The sequence below is a fragment of the Phyllobacterium sp. genome (genome assembly GCF_037994425.1).
In the GTDB taxonomy this organism is placed as follows: domain Bacteria; phylum Pseudomonadota; class Alphaproteobacteria; order Rhizobiales; family Rhizobiaceae; genus Phyllobacterium.
The window spans coordinates 1-9810 of the sequence record NZ_JBBNAM010000273.1 but is presented as its reverse complement, the minus strand read 5'-3'; the positions used below and the strand labels follow the sequence as shown (position 1 = coordinate 9810).

Sequence of the window (9810 nt, the reverse complement as noted above, 5' to 3'; positions counted from 1 at the left end):
AAACGCTACTACGTTCATGATACAGGAGCAATTCATGGACTATCGTCGGTTTTTCGAAGACGCGATCGACCAGTTGCACGCTGAAAAGCGCTACCGGGTCTTTGCTAATCTGGAACGGATCGTGGGTCGTTTCCCGCGTGCGATTTGGCGTGACGAGGGTACGCAGCGCGAGATCACCGTCTGGTGTTCGAACGATTACCTCGGCATGGGCCAGCATCCCGACGTCATCGCAGCGATGCACGAGGCATCGAGCCGCATGGGCTCGGGCGCCGGCGGCACCCGCAACATCTCCGGCAACAATCATCCGCTGGTTGAACTCGAACACGAATTGGCCGACCTTCACCAGAAGGAAGCGGCGCTGGTCTTCACCTCGGGTTTCGTGTCGAACGAGGCCTCGATCTCGACCATCGCGCGGCTGCTGCCGAATTGCCTGATCCTTTCCGACGAACTGAACCATGCCTCGATGATCGAAGGCGTACGGCGTTCGGGCGTCGAGAAGAAGATATTTCGCCACAACGACCTTACCCACCTTGAGGAGTTGCTCAAGGCCGCGGGCAAGGAGCGCGCCAAGCTGATCGTCTTCGAATCGATCTACTCGATGGACGGCGATATCGCCCCGGTCGAAGCCATTGCCGACCTTGCCGAGAAATACAATGCCATGACCTATATCGACGAGGTCCATGCTGTCGGCATGTATGGCAATCGCGGCGGTGGCATCACCGATCGCGAAGACCTGTCGGGGCGGATCGACGTCATCGAGGGCACGCTCGCCAAGGCTTTCGGCACGCTCGGCGGCTATATTGCCGGATCCAAGACGGTTATCGACGCCGTGCGCTCCTATGCACCGGGCTTCATCTTTACCACGGCGCTTCCGCCCGTCATCGCGGCAGCGGCGACGCAATCGATCCGGCATTTGAAAGTATCGCAGGAAGAGCGCCGGATGCACCAGTGTCAGGCAAAACTGACCAAGGACGTGCTGGCGCAGGCCAACCTGCCGGTGATGAAATCGGACACGCATATCGTGCCGATCCTTGTCGGCGATCCTGAACTTTGCAAGAAAGCCAGCGACCGGCTGTTGCAGAAGCACGGCCTCTACATCCAGCCGATCAACTATCCGACCGTGCCGCGCGGCACCGAACGGCTGCGCATCACGCCGACGCCATTCCATTCCAACGAACTCGTCGTCGAGCTCAAGGATGCGTTGGTGGAGGTCTGGACCGCGCTCGGCATTCCCTTCTCCAAGGATAGCGAACCGGCGATCGAGACGAGCGACCGGGTGGTGACGCTGGCGGTGTCAAAAGCCGGCGGCTGACTATCCCGACGGTTCAAGTCCTGTGAATCCGTCCATTTGCGACATTTACTATTCGCGAAGTTTTGATCCACATCGGGCATCGTGGGTCCGTACACCAACGCTGATTTCGCATTGGGTTCTTAGCTGGATTCGGTGCCCAGGTTAGTCTCGATAAGGCTATTGCAAGAAGCCGGAATTACGAATACCGTGCATAAGTGCCCATAAATTGGGCTCGTCCAAATTTAAAGCAAATCAATTTTTCAACGAGCTATGAATATAGGGGAATTGCATGAAAATCAGAGTGTGTTCGCTGGCCGCGTTGTCGCTGCTGGCCGCGTGCAATAATGGCAGTTCACCGGCACCTTCGACGGCCGCCACCACATTTACCGCTACGCCTGCTCCGGCCGCACCCCCGTCGCAACCCAATCTTCGAGATGGACAGGTCAGCGAAACCTTCACATCAGTGAATGTGGAAGCGCCGGACGTAAACCCTCCGACGTCGGACGGCGCGACCGAGAAGGGCGATAAGTCGATCGTTGCGGAAGTGGCACCCCCAACTTCGGCGGTCGACCCGGCGCCCAAGAAGGTCGAGGCGCCGACCTTAGGCGGGACGACCGGCGGAGCCCTAGCCACCGCGGGCGGCGCAACCACCGGCGGGACAACGCCGCCGGCGACTTCGGGCGACGCAACCAAGACGCCGGAGACGCCAACCACCGGAGGATCGACAGGCGGAGCCCCAGCCACCGCGGGCGGCGCCACAACTGGTGGGGCAACGCCGCCGGCTACATCCGTCGTTGCGGAAGTGCCGTCCCCGGCCGCACCGATCGGCGCGCCCAAGCCGAATGAAAGCGAGCTTGTTGCCTTTGAACGACTTGCCCCGAAAGACAACGTCGTCAAGGATGCAAACATTTATGACATGACCGTCGAAGGATCGATCGATCTCGACAAGGTAAGCGAGATAACATCGGTCAAGCGACAAACAATTACTATCGACAACAAAGCGGTGCCATTTACGGCGCGTTCCGGCCATCTTGTGGCCTATACAGGCAAGAGCCCAGAACGGAAGGAGCCAAAGGCGCAAGCTGCGATTTTCTATACTTCCTATACGCGCGATGGTCTGCCAAAGGACCAGCGCCCAGTGACGTTCTTCTGGAATGGGGGGCCCGGTTCCGGCTCCATCTGGCTGCACATGGGATCGTGGGCGCCCAAAAGAATAAAAACGGGCGACCCCATAATACCGCAGAGCGCTCTCCTTTCGCCCCCAACTACTTTTCCGGTGGTGGACAATACAGAGACATTACTCGATAAAACCGATCTCGTATTTGTCGATCCGCCGGGTACCGGTTTGTCCACTGCCGTTGCGCCGTTTATCAATAAGAGCTTGTGGGGTACCGACATCGATACGGAGGTCCTTGCAAACTTCATTACCCGCTATGTCAACGTGAACAATCGCCAAAGCTCGCACAAATATCTCTACGGCGAATCCTATGGTGGCATTCGCACGCCGATCGTCGCCAATCAGCTCTTGGATGCAGGAACAAGCAACTTTGAACCGGATCCGATTTACGGCACCGATCCAACGAAAAAATCCGCCAAAGTTCTTGCAGGTATTGTCCTCAACTCCCCCATCTTGGACTACGGAGCCAGTTGCTCACAAGGACAAGTCCTATTCTGTACTTCGATGATCCCATCGTTCGCCATGGCGGCCGACTACCATAAAAAATCATCGTCAAGAGGACCGAAGCCCCAGGGCCAATACTTGCAAGACCTGCGAACGTTTGTGGATAAGGATATCAGGGCGGCGATGTTGCCTACCGGGCAATGGACGCGGCAGGCACTGGGAACCCCTCCGGCGTATGGTGAAGTGATCAAAAAGTTGAGCACATACACGGGGATTTCAACTAATCTTTGGGCAACTAACCCGAACCTGGGTGTGGATATATTCAAGACGCAGTTGATCGCAGGAAACAGGCTGAATGTGTACGATGCACGGATGAAGTTGCCCTCTACTTCCTATGATCCGAAGGATTATTACGACAAGGGCGTCTCGACACAGTTGAAGGATCATCTGCAGGGTTACGTCAATTATTCAAACGGGTCGACTTACGAGTATTTGAATAAGGCTGTGCGAGAGAACTGGCAATTTTCCCACCGCTCATCCGCTCAACCAAGTAGCCTCGCAGACATACAAGCAGCCTTGATAGGCAACCCGGACTTAATAATCCTTATCCTGCATGGCTACGAAGATCTTATTACACCCGGCCTACAGACGGAGGTTGATTTGAAGCGGGCCCGACTATCCGACTAGGCTCCTGTCAAGTGGTTCGAAGGCGGACACATGACGTACTATACCGAGGAATCGCGGGGGCCGATGAAGACAGAGCTCAACGACTTTTATGACAAGGGCGCGGCAAGCAGCAATGCGCCTGATCCTGCCAGGACCAACGTGGTTTCACTCCAATGAGAAGGTCGCAAACGATGAGGCTTTTACTCCCACTTTCATTGGCTGTCCTTCTCAACTCGGCACTTCTTTTGCTATTGCCTACCCAAGCATCAGCAGTTGACGAATTGCCGAGGATGCCGCCTGATCCTGCCGGAGCGGTATCTCCTCCACAAACCGAGGAAACGGTGCTGCAAGCGGTCAATACACAACTGAAAGCGCGGTTCACAGCGTCGGCCGGCGGCATTGATCGGACCCTGACGAAGCAGCGAGCCATGGATGCCGGATGGGGTCTCGTCGGAGATCACTTCGAAGAGATCGACCGCGACAAGGACGGATATGTCACCTACTCCGACGTCTCCAGATTCATGCAGGAGCGTTCCCCGCAGAAGTTCATGAAGCGACGCGAGCCTTCGGAAATCCAGATCATCGAGTGAGCTTCTAAATGCTTTGAACAAGGACCGGCGCTTTCGCGCCGGTTTTTGTTTGTGCCGTCCTCACCGCGAAACGAAGCGGGCGAGAAAGGGCACCGAGAATGCGATCATCAGAAATCGTGCCACATGGTGCGAGGCAACGTAGGATGGATCGACGCCCAGCGAAAATGCGATCACGGTAAGGGCTTCGAGCGCGCCGGGTGCAAAGGCAAGCGCGATCTGCGCGGGATGAATGTCGAGCAAGAGCCAGACGACGAGCGCAGCGACGAATGATGCCGCCGTTCCAATCAGGAAGGCACAAAGGGCGGCCGGCAGGTAGCGGACAAGCTGAAATCGATGTTCCGCGCCGACCCGCGATCCGATCAGTACCCCGAGGACGATCAGGCCGATATCAGCGATCGAGCGCGGCACCACGGCGGTAACGATGGATGTGGCATGCAGAATGCCGCTGGCAAGCAGCGCGCCGAGCATCATGCCTCCGGGAATGCGGCTGTAATAGCCGAGCATTGCGCCGGCAATGCCACAGACGAGGAGAATGAGCGCCTCCTGAACAGTCCAGTCATAGTTGATTTCGACGACAACATGGGGAGCGTTTCTGGCGATGACGGCAAGAAGCGGCGCCAGAAATCCGATAAGAAGCAACAGGCGAACGCATTGGATCACGGTGATTTTCACCATGTTTGCCGAGGTTCCCATCGCGGCGGCGAGAACAAAGGAGAGTGCGCCAGGCAGAGACGAAAACAGGGCCGTCGGCCCGTCCCAGCCGAGACCCTTGCGCAGCATGAGATAGGTAAGGGACGTGACGAGAACGAGCGCAATGAACAGCATGAAGAAACTGATTGGCCACAACACCATCTGGTCGAGGATACCGGGCGAGACGCCGGAGCCCGCCTGAATCCCGAGCATAAAGAAGACAAACCCACGCAACCAGTCTGGCAGATGTATTCTGATACCCGACAATGAAGCGGCGGTGACGGCAATGGTTGATCCGAGCAGAAACGGGATGGGTAATCCGATCAGTTTGGCGATCAATGCGCCGGCCGTGGATATCAGCAAGGAAAGGAGCGTGGCTTTGATATTGTCGAGATGAACGAGGTCTGACGTCAACGTTTCCAGATCCAGTCTGCGAGGCGATCGGCTGCCTCCTCGACTTGATCGATTCGTCGGGCGAAGCAGAGCCGCAGGAAAGCGGCGCCACCATCGCCAAAAGCCGTCCCCGGCGCAAGGCCGACTTTGGCCTCATCGACAATATCAAAGGCCGCGCGATAGGAATCGCTGACGCCTTCGATGCCGAAGAACAGGTAAAATGCACCCGCCGGCGGCGACAGCCGCACCCGGCCCGTTGCTGCGAGATTGGCGCAGAGAATATCCCTCGCCTTGTGAGCGCGCTCGACCTGCATGCGGATGAAATCGTCGCCTTCGTCAAGCGCCGCAACCGCGCCTCGCTGCATGAATTGGGCAACGCCTGACGTCGAGTATTGGATGAGGTTTTCGATCGTCTTTCCCAGCGAAGGATGGACCACCATCCAGCCGACGCGCCAGCCCGTCATCGCCCAGTTCTTGGAGAAGCTGTTGACGAAGATGATGCGATCATCCGGATCCATGATATCGAGGAACGAGGGGGCGCGGCGCGCGCCATAGTAGAAGTGCGTATAGATCTCGTCCGCGACGATCCACAATCCATGCTGGCGAGCAATGCCGAGAATTTCCTTCAGTGTATCAATGTCGGCCGTCCATCCGGTAGGATTGGATGGCGTATTGATAAACAGCGCCCTGGTTCTCGGTGTGATTGCCTCGCGTATTTTCTGGGGATCAAGTCCCCATCCATTGCCGGTAAAGTCCTGGGTGACCGGTACGGGGGTAGCGCCCGCAATGCCGGCGGCGGCAGCAAAATTCGGCCACGCCGGCGAGAGGTAGACAACCTCGTCCCCCGCGCCGGCCGTTGCCTGGATAGCGAGTTGAATCGACTGCATGCCCGAACCAGTTACATAAAAATGTTCCACCGGCAGATCGGCATTGAAATGGCGTTTGTAGTAGGCCGCAAGCGACTGGCGCAGTTCGGGTATGCCCGCCTGCCAGGTGTAAAACGTCTCGCCATTGGCAAGGCCGGTCGAGGACGCGTTGCGAATGAATTCAGGCGTCGGAAGATCACCTTCGCCGGCCCAAAGCGGGATGACGCCCTCTTGCCGCCGTCCGTGGTTCATGACGGCAACGATACCGCTTTCCGGCGCTACCGCTGCTTCGTGCCGCAAGTGCTCAACGAGGTCCATTTAATCGCGTCTCCAGTCTGCCTGCTGCAGACCTATTACAACGCATTCTGTTAATCACGTGGATATTTGTGATGTTTCCATCATCGCAAGTGATGGGCTGCTGACACCGTTGTGTCGAGAGCCGAAATCAAATCCCCGGCGCTGGCCGGGGTTTGACGTTCTGCGGATCGTTTAGGCCTTCTTGGCCAGAAGATCGCGAATTTCCGTGAGGAGAACCTCTTCTTTCGCCGGTTCAGCAGCTTTTGCAGTTTCCTTTTTCTTGAACTGGTTCATCGCCTTGACCACCAGGAACAGTACCCAAGCGACGATGAGGAAGTTGATGAGCAGCGTGATGAAGTTGCCGTAAGCGATCGTCGCACCTGCTTCCCGAGCCGCAGTAAGTGTCGGCTGCGGGGCCCCTGAAAGCTGGAGGTAAAGATTGGAAAAATCGATGCCGCCTGTGACGAGACCAATGATCGGCATCAAAATATCTGCCACGATAGACTCAACCAGGCGGCCAAAGGCACCACCGATGATCACGCCGATGGCGAGATCAACCATGTTGCCCTTCAAGGCAAATTCTTTGAATTCCTTCAGCATGATGTACCACTCTCCAGTATAATGTGTTAACTCAAACCAACGGTCATCGCATTTGCCATAACCCGAAAACAGTAACAGAAGTTTTGATAGTGAGTAGCATTAGTCTAATCAGTTGATTTGATTCATTATTTAAACGAACGTCAACCCCCTTCCCCACTAACAGTCCCATCTTGAATAGATGTAAAAGACGCGTATTGTTTTTGCATGAGAACCGTCACCGTTACCGGCCTCGCGCAAGCACTCAATTTGTCGCGCCCTCATGTATCGCGCAAATACAAGCGTTGGGGGTTTGTGCGCGTGCCGTGGTCCACGGAACAAAGGCCGCGGTTTCTGGTTGAGGACATAAAGCTGTTTAACCGAGGCGGAACCGAAGCCCTGCAACGCAAGTATCCGGTTCCGATGACTTTGGAAGAAGCTAACCGCCGCGCTCAGGAGGCGGCAGATCAGGCAGCTTCACCCCAAAGCTCTACGGGCGCAAATTTCAAGTAAACATCGCGCTTCATTAGTTCGCATCGAACCTTAATTTTTTCACCGATCTGCACGATCTCACCTATGTGACCGGTCATGATGCCTGACGGGACCTTTATGGTGGTTCCGAGCATATTGGCCCAAAGGCATTGACAGACGGCTTTCGGTTCAAAGTCGCAGTCCTCTTCTCGTTGCCGCAGTTCGGCAACCTGTTTCTCGGTGATGATGGCGGGATTGACGTTGCCGTCACTATCGGCACTGGTGATTAATCGGACAATCGCGGAACAGGCACGCAGGCGCATCCAGTGTTGAATGTCACGCGCAAACACGTAGCCACTTATTGCAGCTTGGCCTTTGTGCTTCGGGTAATAGACCTCGGCCAGCATGAGATCGCGCATCCATGCGCTAGCCACAGCCTCACGACCTGGATGGGTGCGGATCAACAGGTATGGATGCCACAGAGATACCGAATAGCACTCAGACGCACCCGTACTTTTGAAGTCGTCTGGCGAGCTCACGATCTTCACCTTTACGTTGCTCAATCCGGTGCTTGCGATTATCGGAGCGATTTTTCGCTTTGGCTTTTATATCGGCCTTCCACTGTTCCAGTGGGTCTAGCTTGTCGTATTTGCTTTTGCGCTTTTTCATGTCTGATCCAACCCTAGTTCTCTTCGCTCCTTTGCACGTTCTTCAATCGCCTCTTCAAAGTCACGTTTGCGTTGTGCTTCTTGTGCAGCAAGGGCTTTCTCGAACTGTTCAATTTCTTGTTCTGGCGACGGTTTACCACCGCTCTCAATCACGACGAGTTTCGGCTTCGGGCGCTCTTTCGTCGGGATGGGATCAATCAACTGTGGCAGTTCCAGTTCAACCTCATTGCGCACAATCGGGAACAGGCCGTCATGCTTCTGCTCGTCCAGCAACATCATCTGTTGTTGGATTTCCCGATACTTGACCTTGGCAATGCGTGACGGGTTCGGGTTCAGAAATTTGTTTGGCGGAATGACCACTATGTTGAGTTGCGCGGTGGCACTCGGATCGTGCAATTCTGTGGCAGTTTTTATCTTTTGCCCGTACTCGTTGAAGAACCGGACACTGACCGTTGCCGATTTCTCAGCGACAATGACGTGATGGGCGTCAAGCTTCTTATCCAGCGCTTTGAACGTGGATAACAAATGCTGGCCGCGTCTGCTCTTGGGCATGGCTCACGCCCTATTGGATAGCGTGGACGCGCTTACTACCTGTGGCAATCTTGCCGTCAAACGTCTCGCTTTCGAGTTCTTCGATACGCTTGACCAATGCATCTTTCTCGGCGGTGAGCTTCGAAACGACCGCGGCATCCTTATGATCGATCACCTTGAGCATCACATCAACGTCGGCCTTCGTTATTTCCGAACCAGCGTACAAAGTCATGATGGCGTCATATTGCAGTTCCGCTGATGACAGCGCTTGTATCTTTTGGATATCGATCTCGCAGCCGACCCACGCCTCACGCTGTTCCTTCTCGTGCTGGTTCGCCTGCTGCACGATGAATTTGGAGGCCTCTAGTCGCGTGTCGGCGGAGGGCGATGTGGTTGCGAGTGATTTGATTTGATTGACGCATGCTTCCACATGTGCGGCACACAACTCACCAATCTGTTTGGGAACAGGCATTCCCGCTGCCTCAAGTGCTAATTTATTCAATTGAGCCAGCTTGCGTTGAGATATCTGCGCCATGACTAATCCCCACAATCCAGAATAAAACAACGAATAGCGCGACAATAACGCAATGTCCGTAAGTATACAATAGTGCATTTCGCAACAAAGCGTGACATTATATTTTCAGTAGCCGGTTCCAGGTTAAAGATGCTTTCAGTAAACATTATTATTTCGAGCGCTGCATCCCTTCACCGTCGGAACCGGCTTTGGATGTAGTGTCTCGTTTCTTTGCGGCTCTCGTCCTTGTAGGGTGCAAAGAGGGTGCTGGTACCTTCCCAAACCTGTGGCGGAGGGTACCAGCACCATTACCTTAAGGTGATTGGGAATGGCGTCATTCGTTGAACAAGCCGTTTTAGACATTAAAGACAGCGCGTCTGGCGATATCAAAAAGGTCAACCGCGAACTCAAACAACTTTTCAGAACGGCAAAGCAATTACAGGGTCTCGGTAAAACCAAATCCATCGGGCTTGACGTTCGCGGATTGACCAAAGCCAAGTCTGAAATTTCCGGCATCACACGCGAAGTGAACAGGCTCAAGTCATCAGCACGTGGTGGCATTCCGCTTCGCATTAATGCAAGCGCAGCGCAGCGAACATTGCAGCAACTGCGTACTCAAGGCCAAAGGCCCATAAG

The 9810-nt window shown here is 55.1% G+C and carries 12 protein-coding genes; 5 read left to right on the top strand and 7 right to left on the bottom strand.

The window, feature by feature from the left end; translation table 11 throughout:
- Window positions 1–34 precede the first annotated feature (34 nt).
- The 4 genes from hemA to AAAB35_RS18795 all read left to right on the top strand — a co-directional run bounded on the left by hemA (window position 35) and on the right by AAAB35_RS18795 (window position 4168).
- Window positions 35–1312: a 5-aminolevulinate synthase gene (gene hemA / locus AAAB35_RS18810; protein ID WP_340669808.1), complete on the top strand. Its 1278-nt coding sequence runs from the start codon at window positions 35–37 to the stop codon at window positions 1310–1312.
- A 268-nt stretch (window positions 1313–1580) separates the two neighbouring features.
- The gene (locus AAAB35_RS18805; RefSeq protein ID WP_340669807.1) at window positions 1581–3599 is read left to right on the top strand and encodes a hypothetical protein; all 2019 of its coding nucleotides are present in this window, start codon (window positions 1581–1583) and stop codon (window positions 3597–3599) included.
- Window positions 3600–3629: 30 nt separating this feature from the next.
- Complete coding sequence (locus AAAB35_RS18800) at window positions 3630–3755, top strand: hypothetical protein (protein WP_340669806.1); 126 nt, start codon at window positions 3630–3632, stop codon at window positions 3753–3755.
- Window positions 3756–3868: 113 nt separating this feature from the next.
- The gene (locus AAAB35_RS18795; protein ID WP_340669805.1) at window positions 3869–4168 is read left to right on the top strand and encodes an EF-hand domain-containing protein; all 300 of its coding nucleotides are present in this window, start codon (window positions 3869–3871) and stop codon (window positions 4166–4168) included.
- 60 nt (window positions 4169–4228) lie between these two features.
- Here AAAB35_RS18795 and AAAB35_RS18790 read toward each other — a convergent pair whose 3' ends face one another.
- From AAAB35_RS18790 to AAAB35_RS18760, 7 genes are all read right to left on the bottom strand, one after another.
- A complete protein-coding gene (locus AAAB35_RS18790; protein WP_340669804.1) occupies window positions 4229–5272 on the bottom strand; it encodes an AbrB family transcriptional regulator in 1044 nt (347 codons plus the stop codon).
- Window positions 5269–6435 (bottom strand): pyridoxal phosphate-dependent aminotransferase, encoded by a 1167-nt coding sequence (locus tag AAAB35_RS18785; protein WP_340669803.1) that lies wholly within the window; start codon window positions 6433–6435, stop codon window positions 5269–5271. Before AAAB35_RS18785 ends, AAAB35_RS18790 begins: the two co-directional genes overlap by 4 nt.
- A 171-nt stretch (window positions 6436–6606) precedes the next feature.
- Window positions 6607–7014: a large conductance mechanosensitive channel protein MscL gene (gene mscL / locus AAAB35_RS18780; RefSeq protein WP_340669802.1), complete on the bottom strand. Its 408-nt coding sequence runs from the start codon at window positions 7012–7014 to the stop codon at window positions 6607–6609.
- 443 nt (window positions 7015–7457) lie between these two features.
- Complete coding sequence (locus AAAB35_RS18775; protein ID WP_340669801.1) at window positions 7458–7880, bottom strand: hypothetical protein; 423 nt, start codon at window positions 7878–7880, stop codon at window positions 7458–7460.
- A 79-nt stretch (window positions 7881–7959) separates the two neighbouring features.
- Window positions 7960–8130, bottom strand: coding sequence for a hypothetical protein (locus tag AAAB35_RS18770; protein WP_340669800.1), 171 nt, complete (start codon window positions 8128–8130; stop codon window positions 7960–7962).
- Window positions 8127–8681, bottom strand: a complete 555-nt coding sequence (locus tag AAAB35_RS18765; protein ID WP_340669799.1) for a hypothetical protein — start codon at window positions 8679–8681, stop codon at window positions 8127–8129. The genes AAAB35_RS18770 and AAAB35_RS18765 overlap by 4 nt, the downstream gene beginning before the upstream one ends.
- 10 nt (window positions 8682–8691) lie before the next feature.
- Window positions 8692–9195, bottom strand: coding sequence for a hypothetical protein (locus AAAB35_RS18760; RefSeq protein ID WP_340669797.1), 504 nt, complete (start codon window positions 9193–9195; stop codon window positions 8692–8694).
- Between the two features lie 307 nt (window positions 9196–9502).
- Between AAAB35_RS18760 and AAAB35_RS18755 the strand changes: the two genes are divergently transcribed.
- A partial coding sequence (locus AAAB35_RS18755) for a hypothetical protein (RefSeq protein ID WP_340669796.1) occupies window positions 9503–9810 on the top strand: 308 nt, incomplete at its 3' end.

Excerpts from the sequence above, each read along its gene's own strand:
- hemA (WP_340669808.1), top strand. The coding sequence starts at position 35 with ATGGACTATCGTCGGTTTTTCGAAGACGCGATCGACCAGTTGCACGCT.
- AAAB35_RS18805 (WP_340669807.1), top strand. The coding sequence starts at position 1,581 with ATGAAAATCAGAGTGTGTTCGCTGGCCGCGTTGTCGCTGCTGGCCGCG.
- AAAB35_RS18800 (WP_340669806.1), top strand. The coding sequence starts at position 3,630 with ATGACGTACTATACCGAGGAATCGCGGGGGCCGATGAAGACAGAGCTC.
- AAAB35_RS18795 (WP_340669805.1), top strand. The coding sequence starts at position 3,869 with ATGCCGCCTGATCCTGCCGGAGCGGTATCTCCTCCACAAACCGAGGAA.
- AAAB35_RS18785 (WP_340669803.1), bottom strand. The coding sequence starts at position 6,435 with ATGGACCTCGTTGAGCACTTGCGGCACGAAGCAGCGGTAGCGCCGGAA.
- mscL (WP_340669802.1), bottom strand. The coding sequence starts at position 7,014 with ATGCTGAAGGAATTCAAAGAATTTGCCTTGAAGGGCAACATGGTTGAT.
- AAAB35_RS18775 (WP_340669801.1), bottom strand. The coding sequence starts at position 7,880 with ATGCGCGATCTCATGCTGGCCGAGGTCTATTACCCGAAGCACAAAGGC.
- AAAB35_RS18770 (WP_340669800.1), bottom strand. The coding sequence starts at position 8,130 with ATGAAAAAGCGCAAAAGCAAATACGACAAGCTAGACCCACTGGAACAG.
- AAAB35_RS18765 (WP_340669799.1), bottom strand. The coding sequence starts at position 8,681 with ATGCCCAAGAGCAGACGCGGCCAGCATTTGTTATCCACGTTCAAAGCG.
- AAAB35_RS18760 (WP_340669797.1), bottom strand. The coding sequence starts at position 9,195 with ATGGCGCAGATATCTCAACGCAAGCTGGCTCAATTGAATAAATTAGCA.